Consider the following 25,315-nt stretch of genomic DNA (forward strand, 5'->3'; position numbering starts at 1 on the left):
ACAAGACGAGCCTATTATGCATGGTCCAAGTTCTCAGAACCGATGCACGGAGCACACGATAACTGATATGATGGATACATAAAATGAACACCATTACGTCAAGACGTGGTGATTACTGAACCTATGATTTCCCCAGGAGATGGAATGATGAACATACCTAATGACATGAACATGGATGATGCGCAGTGGCAACAGCTGATCAGGCAGGTCGCTGAATATTTTAACAACCTGACGATTATGCGTGGATTCCAATATTATAAACAGAAACGTGTCGGCCCATTAACCTACACCGAACAAAACGGAATTTTGGCTAAAGTACAAGGCTCCGATGATTATGAGGTAACGCTGAGTTTGCAATCGTTGAACACCAGTCACTGTACCTGTCCGGTTGGTTCTCATTGCAAACATATGATAGCGGTTCTAATGAGTTATGCGGAGCAACTGGGCCGACCCGTACATGGCATTGTGAACGCCCACTCCAGTACGGCACTGAAACAGGCTCCAAAACCTGCTGCTATTGCGCCTTCTGGACGTTCGGATTACGCAGCGCACGAAGAGGATCTCACTATCCCTGATAACCAGTATAGCCAGATCAAGGAACGTGCAACGGAACTTGCAGAACTTGAAATCACGGAGTGGCATGAGCTGTTTCGAGCATGCCTGAAACGACTCGGGATAGGCACGCCAAGTACATCATACGTGCAGGCCGCAGCGGACGAGCTCTATTCCATCAAACCTAAGCTGTCCGCTGGCATGGACCAGTTATTTGAGCTGCATGTTCAGTTATACCTGATTCGCTTCTGTGTGCCTGGCCGCAATTCAATCACACATACACCGGTGTATCTGAGCTATCCTGCTCAACTTGCCGTGGATGCGCTCCAGAAAGGGCTGGAACAGATCTTTAGCCGTCCGTTGGAACTCTCTGGTCTGAAGGGCACGAGGCTTGAACAACTTTGGAACAGGCTTGAGGAAACCTCGGCTTACCTGCGTACGCAGATGATCTCCGAGACGTCCAGCATGATGTTCTTCACCCCGATTTATCGGGAGCTTTGGTTAAACTGGATCGTGCCAAATCTTCAGGGGAACCGGGAAACGCTGGAGTCAGAGCTGGCATTTCTACAGGAAATAGAGAATGGCCTGGCTGCTGCGTCCAAACCCGTCAAGCCTGGTGAGAGCGTGCTGAGTGTAGCAAATCTGACGGAAAACGGGAGCCGTGGGCCGATTAAATCTGTCACGCTGCCCTTACCGCTGGTATTGGCGCAGAGCTGGATGTATTTCCATTTGGGGCAAGATGAACAGGCTTGGCAGCGATTAATCAGCGGAAGCTCGGCATATGGCATCCCGCCGGAGCATCTGCTGCATTTTCTTCATGTGCTTGCAGATTCTTCCGACTGGAAGCGGCTGAGCGAGTGGTTAGTGCAGCTCGGACCTTTGCTGGCGAACCGACGGAACTCCCCTTTGAATGATTACATGCAGTTGTGGGACACAGCCATTCATCATCTGCCTGATGTAGAGCACCGCATGTGGGACACATTGGTCAGCATGCTTCCTCATTCCCGTCCGGCTTATGAGGAAGCAATGCATTCCCGGGGACAGTGGCGGCGGTGGATTGATTTTCAACTGAGCACGGAGACGGAGCCGCTTGAATTCCGGGTAGCGGTGCTACAGCCGATTGAAAAGGATGCACCCGAGTTGCTATTGCCTTTCTACCATCAGGCTGTGGATCGTTATATCGGACACAAAAACAGGGACGGATACAAAGCAGCAGTGAAACTGTTGAAGCGTCTGTCCAAAATTTATAAAAAATTGAAGCAGGAAGAGCATTGGGAGCAGTTTATCACCACATTGGCTGTCCGCAACAGCCGACTGCGCGCCCTGCAGGAAGAGCTTCGGAAAGGTAAGTTGATCTCATGAGCCTAATGCACCCTTACACCGAAACGATTGAGGTCCATGTTGCATTGACAGGATACGGGGATGCTTTGTTCTATGGAGCGTTGAACACCCATCACTTTGTATCGGGACAATCGCTCAAGCAGCGATTATTTGCATGGCATGCCCCTTCCTTCTACGGAACAGAACTGGAAACAAGACAGATCGAAGAAATTGAACTCGTCGTCCTGCCTGCGGAAGAAGTGATTCCTTTCTTCAGCGAAATGAACACCCTTCTGCACATTGAATGGAAATGGGACGAGCAGGCAGAGCATTTAATCCGGTTGGCCTCGGTACTTGCAGCATCGATTGAGAATCGTAAATACATCCCCAGCTTCACCGCATTTCGTACCGGACAACTGCAATGGACCTGGGACCTCGACAGCTTGAAAAAGCAGGATCGAACTGCTCTTGGCAAAGCCCTGGAACAAACGGATGAGAGCTACGCCGAAGGACTGAGTGCTGCCTATTCGGCTTCCGTGTTCCAACGATGGTACAGTACGGAGGAAGCGGCCACCGATCTGCGGCGCGAGTTCCCGCAGTTGTTTCCACAAAGCGGAACAGCTCCGCAAACGGCCGGCATGGATGCCCAATCCTGGCTCGTGTCCATCGGCTGGAAAGCAGACGCAGCCCCATTCCGTCCGCTCCTGCAATTGCTGGAGCCGGAAGATGATGAACCAGCATGGCGACTACGGCTGGTATTGCAGAACAAACTGGATGCAGCTGTTCTGGTTCCCGTACGCCTGGATTCACGTGGCCGGTTGGAAGGTGAATGGCCGGACGTATGGACGCCGTTCATCCTTGATCGTTCCGCAGGATGGCTGGAGCAGCTGCGTGCACATCTGCCCCGAATTCGCCGCGCTATCAGCGGCAGCCGGGATGTGCTCAGTGATCCATTGGGAGATCAGGATGCTTGGCTGTTCCTGACGCAAGACAGCGGACGACTGCTCGAGGCCGGGTGGCAAGTGCTGCTTCCGGGTTGGTGGGAAGCTGCACGCAAGAAGAAACCCAAGCTGCGTGCCAAGGTGAAACCGGAGGAAGGCAGTGAACGGGGACAGTCGTTCTTTGGACTGGACTCGATCATTCATTTTGACTGGCGTATTGCGATTGGGGATACGGATCTCAGTGAGGAAGAATTCGCTGACCTCGTGGCCCGTAATGAACGGCTGGTCCGCTTCCGTGGAGAATGGGTTCCCCTTGATCCGGCCTTGCTTGAGCAGATCCGCCGGGCCATGGGCGGTGTGGATCAGGAACAGGGGCTGTCTTTTCAGGATATTCTGCACCTGCATCTACTTCATAATGAGCAGCGGGAATATCGCAACCAGAAACGCAAGGAAGGACAGGAAGAGGAAGAAGAACAGCCACAATCCAACGAGAACATTCGACTTGAGGTGGAACTGAACGAACACCTGAACCGGATAATCGCACAGCTTGGCGGAGGGCAAGGCGGCGCTCCTTCCCTGCCTATTCCGGAAGGGTTGCATGCTGAGCTGCGTTCTTATCAAAAGGAAGGTTTCGCTTGGCTTGGATTCCTGCGTAGATTCGGTCTCGGTGCTTGTCTTGCGGATGACATGGGACTGGGAAAAACGATACAGTTCATTACGTACTTACTTCATCTCAAAGAGCATGAGCAGCGCTTGCCTGGGCAGGCCCCGGCCCTTCTCGTCTGCCCCACTTCCGTATTGGGGAACTGGCAAAAGGAAATCAGTCGCTTCGCGCCTTCAATTAACGTCAGTTTGCACTACGGAGCACGAAGACTGAGCGGAGAAGCGTTCCGGGAACAAACTGAACAGGTGGATATTATCATTACCTCGTATGCAACAGCTACTCTCGATCAGGAGATGTTACAGTCCTATACGTGGGCATCGATCTGTCTGGATGAAGCGCAAAATATTAAAAATGCCCAAACGAAGCAGTCCATGGCGGTACGCAGCTTCCCGGCAAAACACCGTATTGCACTGACGGGTACGCCGATTGAAAATCGGCTGTCCGAGCTGTGGTCCATCTATGATTTTATTAATCCAGGCTATCTGGGCAGCGCACGAGCATTCCAGACTCGCTTTATCAGTGCGATCGAGAAGGATAAGGACGAGCAGCGCATGCAGGATTTGCAGCAGTTAGTGAAGCCATTCATGCTGCGCCGCAAGAAAAAAGATCCGAATATTCAACTCGATCTGCCGGACAAAAATGAAATGAAAACTTACATTCACCTTACGGGTGAACAAAGTGCACTGTATGATCAGTCCGTTCAGGAACTGATGGACAAAATGAAAGAGCTGGAAGGCATCAAGCGCAAAGGTGCGATTCTCTCTGCCTTAACCCAGCTCAAGCAGTTGTGTGATCATCCCCTGCTGCTGACTAAAGAAGCCTTGCCGGAAACGATCTCCTCGGAAGGCTCTGTAACAGAGTATGACCTGTACAGTCCGCAGGACATGGCCATGCTGATCAGCCGCTCCGCAAAGCTGGAACGACTGATGGAACTGGTCCGTGAACTACGGGATGAGGGCGAACGTTGCCTGATTTTCACACAATACATCGGCATGGGACAGATGCTGCAGCAGGTGTTAAGACAAGAGTTGCAGGAGCCTGTACTGTATCTGCATGGGGGTACGTCCAAGACAGCCAGGGATCGCATGATTGACGAGTTTCAGTCCCGGACGCTGCCTGCCGCAGAGCAGCCTTCGGTCTTTATTCTGTCCATCAAAGCAGGCGGCGTGGGCTTGAACCTGACCGCAGCGAATCATGTATTCCACTTTGACCGCTGGTGGAACCCTGCCGTGGAAAATCAGGCTACAGACCGTGCCTATCGGATGGGACAGACGAAGGATGTTCAAGTACACAAGTTCATCTCCCTGGGCACGCTTGAAGAACGCATTGACGAGATGCTGGAGAGTAAACAACAGCTTAGCGACAATATTATCACCAGCTCAGAAAACTGGATTACCGAGCTGTCGACGGATGAGCTGAAGGATCTGTTCACCCGGCGCCGCGACTGGTCGGGTTAACTCCAGACTGGGTTGATGCAACATGCGTAACCTTGTAAATAGTAGAATACAAAAAGAGCGAAGTGTCGGAAATGAATTCCGTCTTCGCTCTTTTTTACAATCCTAGCGCATGTTTCCGATGATGGACGATCTTGAATCCTGCATTTTCTTGATGAAGTTAGTCATCACATCAAAAGCTTCATTGCGTTTGTTAGTCATAGACTGCAAACGCAGCATATCCATTTGTTGTGAGTTGCTCAACGCATCGATTTGGCCCTTCAGAACTTGGACTTGGGAAGCATCCCCGCTCTGAATGGCCGCTTGCAATTGTTCGTTCAGCTCTGCAATCGCTTGATTGCGATTTTGAACTTGTTGAATCTGTGTCTGCAATTGGCTATCCAGCAATTTCGTGCGTTCTTGCTGAACCATCAACAAAGCTGTTTCGATATCCATGCTGCTCAGATCAATAGCTGAGAGAGAAGCCCCCACCGGATTTACCGCAGAAGCACTTGCTGCAGAAGCAGAAGTTACAACGGATATAGCTGCAATGGCAGCAATAACTGTGGAAGAAATGACTTTGCTTGATTTTTTCATAACGTATACCTCCTTCATGTTAATAGATACCAGCCATTAACTGGCATCTTTCGACATCATATATCGAAGGTCCTAGATCCTACAACCTAAACTAGCGAAGTTGAGACTAAATTGATACAGATTGAGTCCCAGAACCAATAGATATACATAATTCAAAACCAGCACGCTGTTCCATTCAAAATGGCAAACGTGCTGGTCGTTTTGTTTTATTTTTCAGAATCCATGGCAGTATCAGGTTGAGCCAACCTTCTAACCATATACGGAACCAGAATGGAGGTCAGAATAACCGCAAAAGCAATCTGGGCAATCGCCGTCTCCACGTAAGGTTCATATGCCGGGTTAAATCCGGCGGCCATCGAGGGTACTACCATTGACAGACCAGCAACCGAACAAGTCGCTGCCGCTGCATAACCCGGACGTTTGAGCAACCCACGATCAATTCCGATGAGAGGCAGCATACAGATGATCAGAAACAGCACAGTTACCAGCAAGCCGGATAAGCTCGACTGAAATGCAATGCGCAAATTAATATTAGACCCAAAGCTTGTACCAAGAAAAGGCAGCAGAATCAATGTTCCCGGAGCGAACATCTTCTGAATATTGCTGTCCAGATTACCCAACAGAATACCAATCAGAAAAGGCACCAGTGTAGCAAGAACACTGAGATAATCAATCCCGACACCACTTGCCGAATTCAATATCATGACCGGAATGACGGGAACAGCAATCAGATTCAAAATGCCAAATGCAGCTCGATCTACATCATCGCCATAGGAATTCATCAATGCCAGATATAGGCCCGGATTGCAGCTGGTCAGAACGGCTATGAATGCTACCGCAGAGACACCACCAATCCCACCTATGCCAAAAAAATGTACAAACGCCCAGCCGAATATACAGCTGATGATTAGGCGGGAAATGCAGAGCACACCTGCTCTCTTCAAGGTCGTCAGTAGCTGGGACAGGTTCAATTGTGTTCCGGACACCAGCAGGATCATGCCAATGAGCACCATCGTGCCTTTTGAGGTGAACAGTGCCGTTGTTGGATCACCGAGCTGAAAGAAGGCCGGAAACAGGGTGTTGATGACAGCAGCTAACAGCATAGGGACAATTAGCAAGCCGCCAGGAATTTTTTGGACACGCCCCAGAATATTCATCTTGGCTTACAGCTGCTCTCCATTGGTTTGGATCACATTCTGATACCAGAAGAACGAATCTTTACGATATCTTTTCATTGAACCATTGCCATAGTCGTCCTGATCGACATAGATGAACCCGTAACGTTTACTCATCTCGGAAGTACCCGAACTGATCATGTCGATCGGTCCCCACATCGTGTATCCCAGCACCTCTACACCATCGGCTATGGCCAGCCCCATCTGTTCAATGTGTTTGCTCAGAAAGTCAATTCGATAAGGATCGTTGACGCTTCCATCCTCATTCAACTTGTCGTAGAAGCCCGAGCTGTTCTCAAGAATAAATACAGGCTTTTTATAGCGGTCATAGACCAGATTAAGCGTATACCGCAGTCCCACCGGGTCGATCTGCCAGCCCCATTCGTTTGCAGGCAAATGGGGGTTTTTGTAGACGCTGTGTACATTCCCGGCCGTTAATTCAAGCTGTTCGGTATCACTGCTGGAGATCATGGAATTGTAATACGACATGCCAACGAAATCAGCCGTGTTCGCCCGAATGCTATCGAGGTCACCGTCTTCGATGTTGATGGTAATGCCTTTATTTTTGAAATAAGTCTTGCCATAGTACGGATATTCCCCTTGATTCAATACATCCAGGAAGAACTGGTTTTTCATCTGATCATCCTGCTGCATTTGGAGCGCATCCTCCGGCTTGCACGTATATGGATACGTTGTAAAATAGGCCACCATACTTCCGATTTTATTCTCCGGATCGATCTCGTGTGCCATCTTGGTCGCTCTGGATGCCGCCACAAATTGGTGGTGCAGACCCTGGAATAACATCTCTTCAAAATTCGGCTTGTCATATTCAATAATGCCCAGCGTCTTGGCTCCTGCTTTTACACTCATGTTGATCTCGTTAAATGTGATCCAATACTTCACTTTCCCTTTGTACCGATTAAACAGCACATCACAGTAATTCACATACAAATCAATCAGCTTGCGGTTGAACCATCCACCAAACTTGTCAATTAACACGATGGGCATATCAAAATGACTGATCGTAATCAGAGGCTCCATGCCATGCTTCAGACACTCATCAATCACTTGGTCGTAGAACTGAAGTGCCTTCTCGTTCGGAGCCGCGTCATCCCCGTTCGGGAATACTCTGGCCCATGAGATGGAATAGCGGAATACCTTGAAGCCCATTTCAGCGAATAGCGCAAGGTCCTCTCTAAACGTATGGTAAAAGTCGATGCCCCGGCGCTTCGGATATTTTACGGTATCAGGGTCATTTTTCGCTTCCTCGATCATCTCCCGATTGATTCGGATCTGCTTGGTCACCTTGCGATCGTTCTTCTCGTTAAACTTCATCACTTCCGGTATGGTCAGGCTCTTGCCATCCACATTGTAAGCTCCTTCTGCCTGACAGGCTGAAAGCGCCCCGCCCCATAAGAAATCTTTTGGAAAATTTAAATTTGTCATTTGGGTTTCCTCCTGTTATTCGGTCTACCTTTATTTAGTTTGGATCAGAAATGCAGTAGCAGTAGCACTAGCGCATTAAGGGATCAGCTTGATCAATGCTTCGCTTTCTCGAACGGATCCACTATTAGCTGTGGTCAAGACGTCTCCATACTGCTGCATATTGGTTACCACAATGGATGTAATCGTGTTATATCCCGCTGAAGTGATGCCTTCCGGATCAAACTCTACTAATAAATCCCCTGCCTTGATGCTCTGTCCTTGTTCGATATGGGCGTTAAAATATTTCCCTTTCAGACTGACGGTGTCCACGCCAATATGAATCAGAATTTCCACACCGTTTGCTGCCTTGAGCCCAATGGCATGTTTGGTACGATATAACGCTTCAACTACCCCGTCAAAAGGAGCGTACACTTTGCCTTCTGTCGGAACAATGGCAATACCTTTACCCATCAGCTCCTGGGCGAATGCCTGATCCTCAACCTCTGAGATCGGTCTGATCTCCCCCGTCATTGGACTGACAATTAGCATATCGGAGGAAGATGCAGATGTCTGAGGGGAGTCTTGTTCTGCTGTCACTCCTGTGGCAGCAGCAGTCTGAATGCTGTCTACCGCACCCGCTGCCTGCTGCTTCGGTTTTGCTCCATCTGCGTCTTCCTTAATACCGGCCATCAGGGTAAATACAAAGCCGAGTATGATTGCAGCAACAGAGCCAATCACGACATAGATGTAACGGTCAGCAGTGTACGTCCCCAAAGCGAGGATGCCGGGCAATGAAATTGCTGTAGCACTGGCGTGAACCAGACTGTAAAATCCTCCGACCAGCCCGGCTGCTGCACAGCCCGCAAAGAATGGCCGCTTGTATCGCAGCGTAACCCCGTAGATAGCAGGTTCAGTGATTCCGAACAATGCCGTGAAGCCGCTTGATCCGGCGGCAGATTTCATCGTTTTACTCTTCGTCAGTACAAATACACCGAATGCCGCTCCCGCTTGGGCCAGGTTCGCCGCCAGTGCAGCAGGCAGCAGCACGGTTGAACCCAGACTCGCCACTTGTTGTACCTGAATGGGCATGAGTGCATAGTGCATACCGAACATAACCATGATCGGTTTGAAAAATCCGAGAATCAGACCGGCAAGAACGCCTGCTGTGGAGAACAGATAATTAATTCCCTGGGTGAGCCAGTCACCGACATAGGAACCGATAGGTCCAAGTACGATGAGTTCGAGTGGAATCATGATAAATAAAACCACCATTGGGGTAAGCAGCACCCTGAGAAACTTCGGTATGAACTGATCGACAAATCTGTACACATAGCTCATGATCCAAACGGCCAGTATGATGGGAATGACCGAGGATGAATACTTCATCAGCAGGATCGGCATTCCAAGAAAATCAATGGTATTGACGCCTGTATCGGCGATCTGGGCAGCTGCATTCAAAATGGTTGGATGCATCAGTCCGGCTGCAAGTGCCACCGCCAGATACGGATTGGTTTTGAACTTGTGAGCTGCGCTCACGGCCAGGAAGAAAGGCAGGAAATAGAAGATCAGATCGCCAATCATATTGACGATGACCAAGAATCCCGAACCTTCGAGCCATCCCAATGCAGCGATTACTGTAGCCACACATTTGATCATCCCGCAGCCAACGAGGGCTGGAAGTACAGGCGTGAATATGCCTGCAATCGTCTCCAGCACTACATTGACCGGGTTACGTTTCTTCTTCGGTCCGCTGCGATCTGCGGATTCGTCCACTCCACCAAATTGGTCTGAAGTCAGACTTTTCACTTCACCGTATACTGCATCTACCTTGGCACCAATAACGACCTGGATCTGTCCCCCGGAATTCTGTGCCTTGAGTACGCCCTCCAGCTGATCCAGCGTCTTCAAATCTGCCTTGGCATCATCTTTTAATACAAATCTCAACCGGGTTGCACAGTGTGTCAGACCCGAGATGTTTTGCTCGCCGCCAACAAGTTCAAGTATGTTTTTAGCCAAGTCTTTGTTGTTCATGACCCTTCTCCTTTATACAGAAAGATAAAATGGTTTGATTTTTATATAAAAAATGACCAAGCCGGGGAATCGTCATTCCCTACGCTTGGTCATGCCTGATCGAATCAGTAACAGTCCATTGTGTAATATTCGATTGTTTAGTTGGATATAAGTCGTTGGATATGAAGAATCAGGTATAATTTTTCATCATCGGAACAGGTCCAGCCATAATTGTTTTTCAGGAAATCCGCAATCTTCTCCACACACGCCAGTTCCTTCGGAAACTTCTCCTTCACCATCAGGAACAGGGACTCGTTCTCGTCCTTGAGCGATTTGCCGCTCATTTGCCGCATAATGAAGTACCGTATATGTGTCGCAAACCTCATAAAATGAATGGAATCTTCCTGAAAATCGATTTTGAGCGCATACTTAATCACCGATAGAATCTCACCCGTTACTGTGGTCACCTTGGTCGTGTCCGTCATTTCCCCCGAACCGACCTGTGCGTTGACAAAATGAAGTGCCATTAGTGTCGTTTCTGCTGCTGGCAAGGTTATACCCGTTTGTTCATGGATCAGCTTGAGTGCTGCCTCTCCCACCCGGGTCTCATCCGGATAGAGTGTTCGCACTTCCCATTCCAGTGGATTTTTGATACTGATGCCTTCTCTGGTTCGGGTTAACGCAAAACTGATATGGTCAGACAGGGTGAGAAGCAGATTCGGGTTAAACGTTTTATTCAGGATCTGACTGCCCAGCTTGATGACTTCCTCCGCGAGATAAATATCCTCAATCGGAATGCTGTTCAGCAGATCATACATCCGGATGTTCTTCGGAGCTACGAATATTTTCTCCACCAAGTCGGTCTCCGTCAGCTCATAAGGGGTCTTCAGAAATCCCACACCCTTGCCTACGACAAATACCTCTTCGTTATGTTCATTGATAGCGATGGCCACGTTATTGTTTACTTTCTTGATAACCTTCAATGTTCTCACCCCCTGACAAAAATAAAAAAAGACCGAAAGCGATTACAGTAAAGCAATCGAATTCGGTCATGCCTGGTTTCCCCAGTAACAGTCCGTGTTATGAATATACGTTTATTATAGTGCTGTTTTCGTAAAAGTCAATCATCCAATGTCAGGAAAAAAATTAACCTCTCTTTCATTGAAGGATATATACACCCGAATCGAAGGGAACGTGCACACCCAATACGTCATATATAACGAGCACTTTTTTTCAAACTAAAAAAAAATGTGACCCTATGCCCTGCACGGCAGTCTAATTCATATAAAAACCAACCAGCCCAGTGCTGTGTTCATTCCTCCCATACGAAAGGAGCTGTCACCCATGGATTCACCCGATCTCATCAAGCTAGCCATTCAGGGAGATCGCGATGCCTTCATCAGGCTAATCCGAGAGATTGAAAATTCCCTATACAATACCGCAATATCCATGCTGCGAAAAGAGGAGGATGTGGCGGATGCCATTCAGGAGACCATCCTGAAAGCCTACAAATCCATGCACACCCTCCGGGAACCCCAGTACTTCAAAACATGGATGTTCCGCATTCTTATTAATGAATGCAATACCCTGCTATCCCGTCGTACCCGCTCCACTTCCTATGCAGAAGTACCACTGTCAAGACAGCTGGAGCCTTCCAGTCCCTATGATGAGGTGGACATGAGGGAAGCGGTCGATCAACTGGAAGAGTCCAAGCGAATTGTCATTGTGCTGCATTATTTTGAAGATTTGAGTCTGCGTCAAGTCGCGGATGCGCTGGGGCTATCTGAAAGCGCAGTGAAAATGAGGCTGACACGGGCAAGGAAAGAACTGTACCACAAATTCAGAAACTTTCGGGAGGTAAAATTCCATGTCGAACCCGTTTAATATCGATCAGAAGTTAAAAGAACAAGCAAAGGAGCGTCCAATTATGTCTGAAATCGTACGTAACCGCATTGATGCTACACTGGGGTCTCTGCCAGAATCACCAAACACCCTGAACATCGAACAGGGCGCAGGGCGCGGGCTGCGCAAAGGATTACGCCGCACGGCAGCCGCAACAATTGCAGCCGGTGTACTGGCCGTGACCGTATTTGCATCAGGCTTTGTCTCTCCGGTCATGGCTGACTCCTTGCGCCAAATACCGCTTGTAGGCAGTCTCTTCAGCTCCATCGAAGCCGATATGGGGCTTAGAACAGCGGGTAACGAAGGTTTAACTACCCCTGTGAACCGCTCCTTTGCTTATCAGGATGTGAAGCTCGAAGTATTGGAAACGGTATATGACGGTACACGCGCAGCGTTTCTGGTTCACGTCACTGCACCCAATCTGAATCAGGGCATGTATGACAACGGCAAGGACATTGTGAAGCTGAGCAGCGGCATCGAGAACGTCTTTTTCCAAGCCAACGGGTCCCGACCGGACAGCGGTCTGTTCTACAGTTCCACCGGGGCGAACGAGCCAGACACCCTGCTTTTTGAACAGGTCATTCCCTCCGATCAGAAAGACGCCTTCCCGGATCAGTTTGACGCTAAAGTCAAGTTGACGCTTCAAGGGATTGATCACGAGTTTGAGTTGACAGTTCCTTTTGCCAAATCAACAGATAACATCCACCATGTTCAGCCTGATACCGTCATGACCCATGATCTGTATACAGCTGCTGTTACGAAAGCCGACGTTACACCTGTCACCACCCGCTTAACTACCGTTATCGGTTTGAACGATAAGAGTACACTTACGGCAAAAGAGGAAGAACAGCTGCGTCACATCGGATTTGCCGTCTATGATGATCAGGGGCGGCAGCTGACTGCACTCAGTGGCGAGGGCATGTACGAGGGCAACCAGCTGAAATCGGAACGCATCTATGCTACAACAGCCAAAGATGTAAAATACCTGATGGTGAAACCTTTCGAGATCAAGGATGACTTCGCCGAAGAGGTTAAAGACACGCAATTCATCAAGGGAATGGAAATGAAGATTCAGCTTCAATAGCCTGAAACTCATTTCTTTGTAAAGGGGTCATTCCATGTCCATCCAGTATTCCATCTCATCTCCCATCGTACTTGGTCCTCTATTCGTTTTGGTCCTGCTTATCCTGGTGCTTCATGCCAGGTTGAGCAGCACCAGGTATACGGTCAGACAGTATGTGTTGGTGCTCGCATTAGCCATATATATGTTGGGTATTATGCACTTTGTATTCTTCCCTATCGACGTGAACATCGGGATCTATGCCAATCAGACCCCCTGGTATCAAAGCATTCAATGGATTCCGCTTCTGACCGCAGATGCATCAAGTTTTCTCCTAAACATCCTGCTGTTTATGCCACTGGGGTTTATGCTTCCTTTGGCAAGGCCTTGGATTCACTCGATACGAACAGCAGCAGCAGCAGGATTGGCCCTGAGTTTTCTCATCGAAATAACACAACTCCTGCTCCGAGTAACCTTGGGCAATGGTCGCAGCACCGATCTGAACGATCTAATAGCCAATACAGCAGGAAGTGTAATTGGCTTTGTTATCCTGAATATGTTCTCAAAAAGTTCCATCGGACAGCGCCTAATAGCCATATGGGAGTTACCTCATGGTGCATCCTCCAAAGATATGCAGTAATTGATAAGCAGCAAACATAACTTGCCCTGGAAGGCAAAACATGGTCCATCCGCCAATGATGAAAAAAGCCGTCTGCTATGTTACAATGATGGAATTGTGTATTCACAGACAGACATGTGGATAAAGGCATGAACGAAGGATTTCTGGTTCGCCTTTATTCATTCATCATGCTGCCATTCTAGGGAGGTTTATGGAACAATCATGCTCATTATTGGTATCGCCGGAGGAACCGGCTCCGGTAAAACGACGGTAGCTCGCTCCGTCATAGACCGTCTTGGATCGGGCAAAGTGACTTTCATATCCCAAGACAACTATTACAAAGACCAGTCGCAGCTCACCCCTGAGCAACGTCGACTCACCAATTACGATCATCCGTTTGCATTCGATAATGATCTGTTAATTGAGCATCTTACCCTGTTAAAACAAGGACAAACCGCATATGCCCCCGTATATGACTTCACCATAGATAACCGTGCCGCTAATGAAACGGTTGAACTGGCACCGAACCATATCGTTATTGTGGAAGGACTGCATGTCCTGATCGATGAACATCTGCGCGCCCTTCTGGATATCAAGGTATTTGTTGATACGGATTCCGATGTGCGTATTCTGCGCAGAGTACTGCGGGATATGGAAGAACGCGGCCGTACGATTCAATCCGTGTACAAACAATATCTCGACACCGTTAAACCGATGCATGATGCTTTTATCGAGCCTTCCAAAAAGTATGCTGACATCATCATTCCCGAAGGTGGACATAATGAAGTTGGCATTCAGATGTTATCCATTCTGACTGAGAAATATCTGACCGGTGAAAAGTGGAATGGCGCTTAATGTAATATGATGTTGCTGCATTAAACGCTCTGCCCTGCTCACATCCGAGTGGAACAAAAACGGGCATCGCTCATACCATATCAACACTAAAATCCAGGTTGCGATTAGCGCAATCTGGATTTTTTGGTTATTTCTATTTTATAATGGACTCCATAGCTGAAAGGAGACATCACAACATGGCTACTTTTGAAGAGTTTATCCAGCATGATATCCGCGTTGGCACAGTGGTGGAAGCCGAACCTTTTCCAAAGGCACGCATCCCCGCCATTAAAATGACCATCGATTTCGGCCCACTTGGCCTTAAACGTTCGAGCGCCCAAATTACGAAACGTTATACCCCCGACATGATGATCGGCAAGCAGGTTATTGCTGTAGTCAATTTCCCACCGCGCCGAATTGCCGGTTTTGTATCCGAAGTACTGGTGCTTGGCGGCGTGCCTGATGAAGGTGACGTTGTATTGTTAACCCCGGATCAGACCTTGCCGAACGGAACACCGATTGCCTGATTTTCATCATATCGCTATCCTGTCTTTACACCTTAAAGCATAAGGCTATGAATCTTCGGATTCGTGGCCTTTTTTTGCATTTTTCGAGGTTCACAGCATAATGAAAACTATTCACCCTGCTCCATGCTTCTCAACCCTTTCGGAGACACCCCTGTCACCCGCTTAAACATCTTGGAAAACAACAATGCATCTGTATATCCCACAGAGTGGGCCACTTCACTAACCGATAGGGCCGAATGCTGCAGCAATTCAGCTGCCCGGTTCATTCGGTATTCAAGAAAAAAGGCCTGCAGTGACTTGCCGTATCTTCCCTTGAAAAGTCCTGACAGATATGTGCGATCCAGCCCCACGGCCTGTGCAATATCTAGGATTGAGGTCCTCTGACTATACCTGTTCTCTATAAATTGAACGGCCTGCCTGATGTACTCTTCTTTGGTGGACAGAGGACGCTGCAGCTGCTCTCCTGCGGGAGAAGATGCAATCAGCTCGGCGATCAGCCTGTACAGCAGGCTCTGGTTGAACACATCTCCCTCGGTACGTGTTGATGCTTGAACCATCTCCGCATAGAGACGAGCGAATGTGTCTGGATCTCTGGCATCAAATACAGGATGTTCCGGACTGATGTGTGCCCGCTGCATGAATGCCTTGGCATGAACACCTTTGAACCCGAACCAGGAGTAAGTCCATGGCTGCTTCGCATCCGCTTCATAATGAATAAGCGTATCCGGAAGAATGACAAAGCCCTGGCCCTGTGTAAGCTCGTATTGCTGATCCGCCATAAACACCGTGCCCCGTCCTTCATGAATGTAATGAACAATATAAGCATCCCGAACACCCGGACCCCAATAATGCGACGGATCACAAGCCTGCCAACCGAAAAATAACAGTACCAATTCCATCTGCGTCAAATCCATGGGAACTACATTCGTTTCGATTAATTTCAACATTTCACACTCCCTCTGTTCACCCCAACCGCAATCTCTTCACTAAAATTATAACAGGTAAATAGATAAATTATTAGCTGTAAGCGAATCCAAAAATGGGATTATGACATGTTTCAGAGAGGTTGAGCCATAGTTATATGAGCCCGATCCGCCTATATTGGAGGTACACCATTTATTCAGGGAGGCTGAACTTGAGATGAACAAAATTACGTTCCTCGGTGCGGGAAGCACCGTTTTTGTCAAAAATGTATTGGGTGATGTCATGATGACCGAAGCACTTCAGGATTTTGAGCTGGCGTTGTTCGATATTGATGCTGAACGCCTAAACGACTCAGAGCGTTTGCTTACCAGTATGGCCCGCTCGCTCGGAAGCCAATGTGCCATTAAAGCTTATACCGACCGCAAGGAAGCACTGCGCGGCGCCAAATATGTAATCAATGCCATTCAGGTGGGTGGATATGATCCATGTACCATTACGGATTTTGAGATTCCGAAGAAATATGGATTGCGTCAAACGATTGCCGATACGCTCGGGATTGGCGGGATTTTCCGTAATTTGCGGACGATTCCGGTGATGCTCGATTTTGCACGGGATATGCAGGAAGTGTGTCCTGATGCGTGGTTCCTGAACTACACCAACCCGATGGCGGTACTGACAAATGTCATGAACGTGCATGGCGGAATTAAAACCGTAGGTCTGTGTCACAGTGTACAGGTGTGTGTGCCGCATCTGTTTGATGCATTGGGGATGGATCAGACGGGTGTGGTCGCGAAAGTTGCGGGTATCAACCATATGGCCTGGCTGCTTGAAGTAACTCGGGATGGTCAGGATCTGTATCCGGAGATTAAACGTCTGGCGAAGGAAAAGCAGAAAGAGCAGCATGATGACATGGTGCGTTATGAGCTGATGCAGCGTTTTGGATACTATGTAACCGAGTCCTCCGAGCATAATGCCGAGTACCATCCTTATTTTATCAAACGAAACTACCCGGAGCTGATCGAACGCTTCAACATTCCGCTGGATGAGTATCCGCGCCGCTGCGTGAATCAGATTGAAGGCTGGAAAGAAATGCGTGAGAAGCTGTTATCCAGCGAAAATATCGAACATACACGCAGCCGTGAATACGCTTCGCATATTATGGAGGCTATGGAGACGGATCGCCCTTACAAAATCGGCGGTAATGTCATGAATAACGGACTGATCACCAACCTGCCTCGTGAAGCCTGTGTTGAGGTGCCTTGTCTTGTTGATGGTTCAGGTATCAGCCCGACGTATATCGGGGACCTGCCTCCGCAGCTTGCAGCATTGAACCGTACGAATATTAACACCCAATTGTTGACCATTGAAGCAGCGATTACGGGCAAAAGAGAACACATCTATCATGCCGCGATGCTTGACCCGCATACCGCTGCCGAGCTGTCCATTGATGATATCGTCTCCATGTGTGATGAACTGATTGAAGCTCATGGCGACTGGTTGCCGAAGTACACGTCATAAGAAGTCCATCGTTTGCAATTCTAAAAGCACTAGTCTCCTCCTCAATAGGGAGGGGCTGGTGCTTTTTTGAGCTTTCGTCTTGTTTCCCAGCCTAATCCTGAAGCAGAAAACGATAGCCGATTCCCGGCTCGGTCTGAATAAAACGGGGACGCATGGGATCTTCCTGTAATTTTTTGCGCAGATGCCCGACATATACCCGCAAGTAATGACTGTCCGACTCATGATGATGCCCTCCCCACACTTGTTGCAGCAGCTGGCGTTGGGTAATAATTTTGCCTGCATGGGTTGCGAGTACTTTCAGCATTTCATACTCAGTCGGTGTTAGCTTTACGGGTGACCCGTCCAAATTGACCTGTCTCTGGGCCAAATCAATGGTGAGTGGTCCAAAACGCAGTATCGGCTCATCCGTAGTTTTGGCCACATGGCGAAGGGCAACCCGAATACGGGCAACGAGCTCTCCCATGCCAAACGGTTTGGTGACATAATCATCCGCCCCGCCATCAAGTGCAGCAATTTTATCCTCTTCGCGATCCTTTGCAGTCAGTACAATGACTGGTACCTGCGACCATTCCCGAATCCGCTGAAGTACATCCATTCCGGACATTCCAGGCAAGCCCAGATCAAGCACAATCAGATCAGGATGCACAATGCTCGCCTGAATGACCGCTTCTTCTCCGTCGGCGCATTCGTGAATCTCAAATTGGTGCGCCTGAAGCGTAACCTTCAGCAGTTTACGGATTTGCGGTTCATCATCCACAATTAATATGCGCGCGCCTTGCGGTGCCGTCATGTCATTCTTCCTCTCCTTGTCCCATATACGGGAATGATGCTTCGGGTTCCTCTGTGGGCAAACAGATGCATACCCGCGTCCCGCCTCCCGGATTCGGTTCTGCGGTGATTGTACCTCCGTGAACCTCGACGATTCCTCTACAGATGGCAAGCCCAAGTCCCGTACCTGTCACATGCCGGGACGATTCGGATCGATAAAATTTTTCAAACACCCGCTCGCGGTCTGCTTCCGGAATCCCGACACCCGAATCAGCCACCACAATGGTCATTCGTCCATGCCACTCATCCATCTTCACCGTAATGACGATTTCACTGTCCTCTGGAGAATATTTGATGGCATTGCTGATCACGTTGACCAGAACCTGCTCCAGCAAAACCTCATCCCCGGATACAAATGGCGGCTGATCCGGCAATTCCACTCGAATGCGACGTTGCTGGATGAATTGTTGAACCTGGGTTAACACAATGCCGATCATGTCGCCCACGTCGCACCATTTTCTGCGCAGCTGCAGCATGCCACTCTCCAGCTTCACCATGCCCAGCAAATTCGTTACCAGCCTGTTCATACGCAGAGCTCCATCCCGAATATTGCCTGTCAGTTCTTTACGATCCTCCGGGGTAAATAGAGAATCATTCTCCAGCAAACCTGTCGCTGAACCAATGATGGCCGTAAGGGGTGTGCGCAGCTCATGGGATACCGAGTCCAGCAAAGCGGTGCGAATTCGTTCCGATTCAGCCGTCACCTGCGCGAGTCTCGCTTCTTCAGCCAGCTTGACTCGAGCAATGGCACTTGCTGCCAGCCCGCCACATGCTTCCAGCAAACGCAGCTCTTCCCGTTGCTCCTGAAGATCGCTGGATTCCAGATTCACGGCGAGCACCCCATGGATCTGGTCTTCTGTACGCAGCGGCACATACAGACCAGACGATTCCCGCAGGCTGGAGGAGCCGCGTCCGGCGATTTCGCCATGTTGATACACCCATTTGGCAATAGCGACTTCAGCTTCTCCTTCACCCCAGGCTATTACATCCGAATCCTCCGAGGAGGAGGTAACCTGAAGTTCGCCTTGTGCATTCGGGAGATATATTGCCGCCGGTGTTCCAAGTGTCAGTGACACTTGTCTCGCAATGTTGCCGAGTAGGGTATGCAAATCTGTAACAGCCGTCATCTGACGACTTAGAGCATACAGCGAATTCGTCGTAATCTCGCGTTGTTTTACCACCTCCAGCTGCTGCCGCAGGCGTCCCGCCAGACTCGCGGTTAATACCGCCACTGCCAAATACACAACAAAGGAAAATATATATCGCAAATCTTCAACCGTAAAACTGAGATAAGGAGGAACAAAAAAGAAGTCAAAGGCAACGACGCTAAGACTTGCTGCATATATGGCCGGCCCCATTCCCCAGTACACAGCGCTGACCAATACTGGAAAAAGATAAATTAACCCCACGTTAACCAGGTCATCGCTAATCCCTATTACATGAAGCAGAAGGGTTAACAATGTGATTCCAAGGGTTACCCATATATATTTGGGAACACGGTTCAGCTTCAGCCGGACGTCTTCCCCTTTATTTCGTTCAGACACAGCACATCTCACATCCCGCTCAGATCATAATCGTAGTCCGCAACGATCAATACGTCCATATGTCTGGATAACCGCACCAGCCTGCTGACCACCGTGCCCTTTCCACGATAGCCGTTCAGCCACCAGACCCGTTTCGCTTGACCAACCACCAACTGTGTTGCTTTTTCCTCAGAAGCTTTACCCGCCAAAATACCTGGTACATCTCGCAGCCTCTGGCTATGATGAATATGAAATTTGCCGCCCAGTCGAACGGTCAGCTGTTCCAGCTCCTCCAACTGGCATTTCACTTCATCATTCATGGCTATGCCTACATGAACATGGTGCACATGCCAGACCGCCTTTAACCGGTAGGCTGTGCGGAACCCGCGGCGGATCAGCCGCTCCGCATGCTCATCACTGCTTACGCAGACAAAGACTGCCTCCTGTCTGCGCCAGGGACCGCGAAGTGCACTTTTGCGCTCCTGTGATTCGAGGCGTTCATCCACATCATCGGCCAATTCCCGCAGAGCTAGTTCCCGTAAGGCAATCAGATTGCCAATGCGAAAAAAATGACCAAGCGCTTGTTCCACCTTGGCTGCTGCATAGATTTTACCCTCCCGCATACGTTGCCGCAAGGCCTGAGGGGCAACATCGATAAGCTGGACCTCATCTGCCATTTGCAAAATTTGATCCGGCACGGTCTCTCTCACCCGAATTCCCGTAATATGCTCCACCGCATCGTTCAAACTTTCCAGGTGCTGCACATTCACAGTAGTGATGACAGAGATGCCCGCATCCAACAGGATCTGCACATCTTCGTAACGCTTTTGCCGTGTGCTGCCTGGGACATTCGTATGCGCAAGCTCATCCACTAATACCACCTCAGGACATAGACGAAGAATCGCTTCGGTATCCATTTCCTCGAGCTGTACCCCCTGGTATACCCGCTGCTCGCGTGGAATGATGGATAGTTGGCCGATCTGTTCCACCGTCTCCGCCCGATTATGTGTCTCCAGCAAACCAATTCGTACGTCGATGCCTTTGCGGAGCAGATCATTGCCTTCCCGGAGCATCATATAGGTTTTCCCCACACCTGGCGCAGCACCAATGTATACCTTGAACTTGCCACGCCGAATCTGACCAATCTGTGCCTTCATCTCCTGCTCACTTAACCTGCGATATGTTGGCATCTCTGTGTCTGACAATCGGGTCGGAAGCACCCGCTCGCCCTCATGCTGTGCCCGATCCGCAAGCAGAAACAGATCGACACCCCGAACCCTGCGCAGCAAGGAATTAACAAATGATCCCCGCCACAGCTCCTGCCAGCGACTGTGTCGTGAGTGTCCCATAACAATACGTGTAATCTGATGCTGGACTGCGTAGCGTGCAAGCGTAGATGGAATGTTACGGCGGTGTAACACAGGCAATTCCTCAAACTGTCCCCCGAATTTCTCCACCAGTTTGATCATGTTGCGACGAAAAACAGCAGCTTCCTTGGATAGCGGCTGCTTCATATTACGAAAGGTTACGGCATGCAGATCTCCGTTTAATCTCTTCGCAATCTGCTGTCCCCGCCGAATATAGATAGACCCGTTCCAGTGATATTGGGTGGATACCAAAATGCGTTCCATGATGCCTGTCGTGACCGTAATTCCCATCTCTTCCCGGTGCTCACGCAGTGATTCGTTAACCCCTTCTGCGACAAGTCGAAGTGCCAGTTCACGCAAAATACCCAAGTTGCCATGCCGAAATACCGCTTCACCCTCGTGTCCCCGAAGATGTCCCTCCGCAAGGCGGCTTAAGACGGTTTCAGGAGTTACATCAATCAGCTTCACTTCATCGGCCAGTTCAAGGGTATCGGCAGGCACAGTATGCTCTGCCGCAATTCCTGTTAGCTGGCGTGCAAGCTCCGTATATCCCTCCAGCTCATATACATTCACCGTTGTAATGACACTGATGTTGTGTCGCAGCAAATACTGAATGTCTTCCAGTCGGGTTGCATGACGTGCCCCTTTTCGGTTTCTATGAGCAAGTCCGTCAACGAGCACAACCTCCGGATTACGTACCAGCAGGGCATCCAGATTCAGATCCTTCATCTCCATGCCATCCTTCCAGCGAGACCAGTGAATACTTGGAATTCGCTCCAACTCGCCGAGCTGCTCCACGGTCTCCGGTCTTTGCATGGTCGACACAGCACAGATGACCACATCGATCCCCTGGTGGTGCAATGTGTTTCCTTCCCTGAGCATATGATACGTTTTGCCTGAACCGCTGACCGGACCGATATATATCTTCAAGGTGCCCTGCTGCAGCTTCGTGATCATCTTCAAGATGTCTTCCGGGGACTTCCGCTTGAAGCTGTCTTTCATCCTGTTCACTCCCCAAACATAATCTTTACTTAAAATGGAGAAAGCCCCTTCCGAGGCTCGGAAGAAGGCCTGATACGAACAACCAAGGGAAGCTGCGTCCCCCGTGGATCTACTAATACAATGCCTTTTATTTCAGCTCAGCCGTTAACGCCAGATTCAAAGCGGTCACATTCACACGCGGCTCACCGAAAATGCCCAGCTGTCGCCCTTGTGTATGTTCCTCCACGATCTTGGCAAGCTCTTGCTCACCAAGACCCGTTGCCTGGCTAATCCGCGGAATCTGTGCTTTTGCCGCTTCCGGTGACAGATCCGGGTCAAGACCGGAACCGGAACCGGTCACGAGATCCGCAGGAATGTGCTGCAAGCCCGGATTCTCTTGCTTGAGCTGAGCCACCTTTTCCTTCATTTCAACCATATACGCCTCCGAGGCCACGGCGCGATTAGAACCTGCCGAAGCAGTTCCATCATAATTGGCGTTCGATGCCCGGGGCTGGAACAGCCCCGGCGATTTCACTTCCTGCGCCAGCAGCGACGAACCAATGGTTTTCCCGTCAGCTGTGATCAGACTGCCGTTCGCCTGATCGGAGAAGAGCAGCTGTGCCACTCCGGTTGTAGCCAGCGGATAGATGACACCGCAAATCAGCATAAGCACGACAGACAACCGAATCGCGGGCAGTACCTGTTTCATATGAATCACATCCTGAATTTATTATTAGTTAAATTTAACAAATGATTCTACACTAGACCACTTCGCGGTCAGAACAACCTTTCGATCGCTGTTATCCCCAGATTTTTTTGATTCCCTTTCCCAAGGGATAAAATCCGGGAATAAAGGCGAACGCTACGCTTCTCCAGTTTTGTTCTGCCCTCTACGTTTTCGTGTAAATGTTATTCAAATCTAGTGTTAAAACCTCATACCAAATGAAGCCCCGACAGCACCAGATCAATCAGCTTAATTCCGATAAACGGTACGATTACACCGCCCACACCATAGATGAACACATTCCGTCCAAGCAGCCGTTCCGCGGACATGGCCCGATACTTCACACCCCGCATGGCGATTGGGATGAGCAGCGGGATAATGATAGCGTTGAAGATGAGCGCTGACAGAATCGCGGACTGCGGTGAAGCGAGGTTCATAATATTGAGTGCCTGAAGCTGCGGCATGGCCAGAATAAACATGGCCGGAATGATGGCGAAATACTTGGCAATATCATTGGATATCGAAAATGTCGTCAGTGCACCGCGGGTAATGAGCAGTTGCTTGCCAATGGAGACCACCGACAATAGCTTGGTCGGGTCAGAATCCAGATCGATCATGTTGGCCGCTTCCTTGGCCGCCATGGTGCCCGAATTCATCGCCAGGCCTACATCGGCCTGCGCCAGAGCAGGAGCATCGTTGGTGCCGTCGCCGGTCATGGCGACGAGCTTGCCCTCCTGCTGCTCTTTTTTGATCGCGGTAATCTTGTCTTCCGGCTTGGCCTCGGCAATAAAATCATCCACACCCGCTTCCAGCGCAATGGTCGCCGCTGTCAGGGGATTATCCCCTGTACACATGATCGTCTTGATACCCATGGCTCGCATCTCCGCAAACTTCTCTTTCAGTCCCGGCTTCACTGTATCTTTCAGATAGATCACACCATAAATCTGGTCATCAATCGCAACAGCAAGCGGTGTACCCCCAGCCTTTGCAATTCGGTTCGCAATATCGTCCAAATCGCCGGGTATCCGTCCCCCACGGGAGGAAATATGGCGTTTGATCGCATCTACCGCACCTTTGCGGATCTGCTTCCCACCGCTTAGATTCAGACCCGACATCCGGGTCTCTGCGGTGAAGTTCACATGTTCTGCATCTGCATATTCCGTCTCCGACCAGTTCTCGCCCTGCTTGCCAGCCAATTCAACGACCGAGCGCCCCTCTGGTGTCTCATCCACTACGGAAGCTTGCAGCGCCGCCCGAGTCATCTCTTGTGCAGATACGCCCTGAACGGGAATAAACTCCGAAGCCATGCGGTTGCCGTACGTAATTGTTCCGGTTTTGTCCAGGATCAGTGTATCAATATCGCCTGCCGCTTCCACCGCTTTACCCGACATGGCGAGTACGTTGAACTGCGTGACACGGTCCATGCCCGCAATACCGATCGCGGATAACAGACCGCCAATCGTCGTAGGAATCAGACAGACAAGCAGTGCGATAAGCGTAGCCAGATCGAGTCGAATGCCCAAATAGTTCGCCATTGGTACCATGGTCATGATGACAATCAGGAATATCAGTGTCAACACGGCGAGCAGTGTTGTCAGCGCAATCTCATTCGGTGTTTTCTGGCGCTGTGCGCCTTCAACGAGTGAGATCATTCGGTCGAGGAACGACTCCCCCGGATCGGTCTGCACACGCATCACGATATAGTCGGAAGTAACCCGCGTACCTCCCGTAACGGAGGAGAAGTCGCCGCCCGCCTCCTTGATCACGGGAGCCGACTCCCCCGTAATGGCGGACTCGTCGATAGAGGCCAGCCCTTCAATAATCTCACCGTCCGTGGGAATCAGTTCGCCTGCTTCTACACGGACGATATCTCCTTTTTTCAACTGGGTCGAAGATACTTGCTTGATGGTTCCGTCTTTCTGTACCAGCTTCGCCGTGGTGTCGGATTTCGTCTTACGCAGCGTGTCCGCCTGAGCTTTGCCCCGTCCCTCTGCCAGTGCTTCAGCAAAGTTGGCAAACAGCAACGTGAACAACAGGATGAGAAACACCGCAATGTTGTACCCTCGCCCTGCCTCGGATGCAACAAAGAAATCCGGATTGATACATAACAGCAATGTGATGAGTGTGCCGACTTCGACGATAAACATCACCGGATTTTTGATCATGACGACCGGGTTCAGCTTCTTGAAGGCATCCAGAGATGCCTGGAGCAGAATGTCCCGACTTAATGTTTTGGTTCTTTTGGGCGTACCGGGATCCGTACCCGTACCTCTCGTTCCTTTACCCTGGGTTCTGATCGTGCCTCTGTCTAATCCTTTCACCGTCTGCTCCTTCTTTCGTTCTACAACATTCATTGTGATAATCCACCTCCGCACTTTACGTCCTTGCTCC

19 protein-coding genes are annotated in these 25,315 nt (G+C 49.7%); 8 read left to right on the top strand and 11 right to left on the bottom strand.

Annotated elements, in window-relative coordinates:
• Positions 1 to 144 precede the first annotated feature (144 nt).
• Both HW560_RS04060 and HW560_RS04065 read left to right on the top strand, forming a co-directional pair.
• Positions 145 to 1,914, top strand: a complete 1,770-nt coding sequence (locus HW560_RS04060) for an SWIM zinc finger family protein (RefSeq protein WP_177185931.1) — start codon at positions 145 to 147, stop codon at positions 1,912 to 1,914.
• A gap of 5 nt (positions 1,915 to 1,919) precedes the next feature.
• Positions 1,920 to 4,934 carry a DEAD/DEAH box helicase gene (locus tag HW560_RS04065; RefSeq protein ID WP_179265734.1) on the top strand — a complete coding sequence of 1,005 codons (3,015 nt, stop codon included), beginning with the start codon at positions 1,920 to 1,922 and terminating at the stop codon, positions 4,932 to 4,934.
• 102 nt (positions 4,935 to 5,036) lie between these two features.
• On the opposite strand, the gene HW560_RS04070 is transcribed toward HW560_RS04065, so the two are convergent.
• The 5 genes from HW560_RS04070 to HW560_RS04090 form a co-directional block, all read right to left on the bottom strand.
• A complete protein-coding gene (locus HW560_RS04070; protein WP_090905116.1) occupies positions 5,037 to 5,507 on the bottom strand; it encodes a hypothetical protein in 471 nt (156 codons plus the stop codon).
• A gap of 206 nt (positions 5,508 to 5,713) precedes the next feature.
• The gene (locus HW560_RS04075) at positions 5,714 to 6,664 is read right to left on the bottom strand and encodes a 2-keto-3-deoxygluconate permease (RefSeq protein ID WP_179262124.1); all 951 of its coding nucleotides are present in this window, start codon (positions 6,662 to 6,664) and stop codon (positions 5,714 to 5,716) included.
• A gap of 6 nt (positions 6,665 to 6,670) precedes the next feature.
• Complete coding sequence (locus HW560_RS04080; protein WP_179262126.1) at positions 6,671 to 8,128, bottom strand: glycoside hydrolase family 1 protein; 1,458 nt, start codon at positions 8,126 to 8,128, stop codon at positions 6,671 to 6,673.
• Positions 8,129 to 8,203: 75 nt separating this feature from the next.
• Entirely contained in the window at positions 8,204 to 10,138 is a 1,935-nt protein-coding gene (locus tag HW560_RS04085; RefSeq protein ID WP_179262128.1) for a beta-glucoside-specific PTS transporter subunit IIABC, read from the bottom strand.
• Positions 10,139 to 10,275: 137 nt separating this feature from the next.
• Positions 10,276 to 11,109, bottom strand: coding sequence for a PRD domain-containing protein (locus tag HW560_RS04090; RefSeq protein ID WP_256222539.1), 834 nt, complete (start codon positions 11,107 to 11,109; stop codon positions 10,276 to 10,278).
• 352 nt (positions 11,110 to 11,461) lie between these two features.
• Here HW560_RS04090 and HW560_RS04095 point away from each other — a divergent pair, with 352 nt between their 5' ends.
• The 5 genes from HW560_RS04095 to csaA all read left to right on the top strand — a co-directional run bounded on the left by HW560_RS04095 (position 11,462) and on the right by csaA (position 15,059).
• A complete protein-coding gene (locus tag HW560_RS04095; protein WP_179262130.1) occupies positions 11,462 to 12,001 on the top strand; it encodes a sigma-70 family RNA polymerase sigma factor in 540 nt (179 codons plus the stop codon).
• Positions 11,985 to 13,103: a DUF4179 domain-containing protein gene (locus tag HW560_RS04100; protein ID WP_179262132.1), complete on the top strand. Its 1,119-nt coding sequence runs from the start codon at positions 11,985 to 11,987 to the stop codon at positions 13,101 to 13,103. The genes HW560_RS04095 and HW560_RS04100 overlap by 17 nt, the downstream gene beginning before the upstream one ends.
• Before the next feature lie 34 nt (positions 13,104 to 13,137).
• On the top strand, positions 13,138 to 13,719 hold the full coding sequence (locus HW560_RS04105) for a VanZ family protein (RefSeq protein WP_179262134.1): 582 nt from the start codon (positions 13,138 to 13,140) through the stop codon (positions 13,717 to 13,719).
• 201 nt (positions 13,720 to 13,920) lie between these two features.
• Positions 13,921 to 14,553 carry a uridine kinase gene (udk, locus tag HW560_RS04110; RefSeq protein ID WP_090905101.1) on the top strand — a complete coding sequence of 211 codons (633 nt, stop codon included), beginning with the start codon at positions 13,921 to 13,923 and terminating at the stop codon, positions 14,551 to 14,553.
• 176 nt (positions 14,554 to 14,729) lie between these two features.
• The gene (gene csaA, locus HW560_RS04115; RefSeq protein ID WP_090905099.1) at positions 14,730 to 15,059 is read left to right on the top strand and encodes a chaperone CsaA; all 330 of its coding nucleotides are present in this window, start codon (positions 14,730 to 14,732) and stop codon (positions 15,057 to 15,059) included.
• A gap of 107 nt (positions 15,060 to 15,166) precedes the next feature.
• Here the strand turns inward: csaA and HW560_RS04120 are convergent, their stop codons facing one another.
• Positions 15,167 to 16,006 carry an AraC family transcriptional regulator gene (locus HW560_RS04120; RefSeq protein ID WP_256222537.1) on the bottom strand — a complete coding sequence of 280 codons (840 nt, stop codon included), beginning with the start codon at positions 16,004 to 16,006 and terminating at the stop codon, positions 15,167 to 15,169.
• Between the two features lie 193 nt (positions 16,007 to 16,199).
• On the opposite strand from HW560_RS04120, the gene HW560_RS04125 reads away from it, so the two are divergent.
• The gene (locus HW560_RS04125; protein WP_090905095.1) at positions 16,200 to 17,501 is read left to right on the top strand and encodes an alpha-glucosidase/alpha-galactosidase; all 1,302 of its coding nucleotides are present in this window, start codon (positions 16,200 to 16,202) and stop codon (positions 17,499 to 17,501) included.
• Between the two features lie 91 nt (positions 17,502 to 17,592).
• Here HW560_RS04125 and HW560_RS04130 read toward each other — a convergent pair whose 3' ends face one another.
• The 5 genes from HW560_RS04130 to kdpB form a co-directional block, all read right to left on the bottom strand.
• Positions 17,593 to 18,291, bottom strand: coding sequence for a response regulator (locus tag HW560_RS04130; RefSeq protein ID WP_090905093.1), 699 nt, complete (start codon positions 18,289 to 18,291; stop codon positions 17,593 to 17,595).
• 1 nt (position 18,292) lies between these two features.
• Positions 18,293 to 19,873, bottom strand: coding sequence for an ATP-binding protein (locus HW560_RS04135; protein ID WP_090905092.1), 1,581 nt, complete (start codon positions 19,871 to 19,873; stop codon positions 18,293 to 18,295).
• 8 nt (positions 19,874 to 19,881) lie between these two features.
• The gene (locus HW560_RS04140; protein WP_179262136.1) at positions 19,882 to 22,221 is read right to left on the bottom strand and encodes a histidine kinase; all 2,340 of its coding nucleotides are present in this window, start codon (positions 22,219 to 22,221) and stop codon (positions 19,882 to 19,884) included.
• 127 nt (positions 22,222 to 22,348) lie between these two features.
• On the bottom strand, positions 22,349 to 22,909 hold the full coding sequence (kdpC, locus tag HW560_RS04145; RefSeq protein WP_179262138.1) for a potassium-transporting ATPase subunit KdpC: 561 nt from the start codon (positions 22,907 to 22,909) through the stop codon (positions 22,349 to 22,351).
• Between the two features lie 224 nt (positions 22,910 to 23,133).
• Positions 23,134 to 25,278: a potassium-transporting ATPase subunit KdpB gene (kdpB, locus tag HW560_RS04150; protein ID WP_257031691.1), complete on the bottom strand. Its 2,145-nt coding sequence runs from the start codon at positions 25,276 to 25,278 to the stop codon at positions 23,134 to 23,136.
• Positions 25,279 to 25,315 lie beyond the last annotated feature (37 nt).

It is taken from the genome of Paenibacillus sp. E222 (assembly GCF_013401555.1).
Lineage (GTDB): Bacteria > Bacillota > Bacilli > Paenibacillales > Paenibacillaceae > Paenibacillus.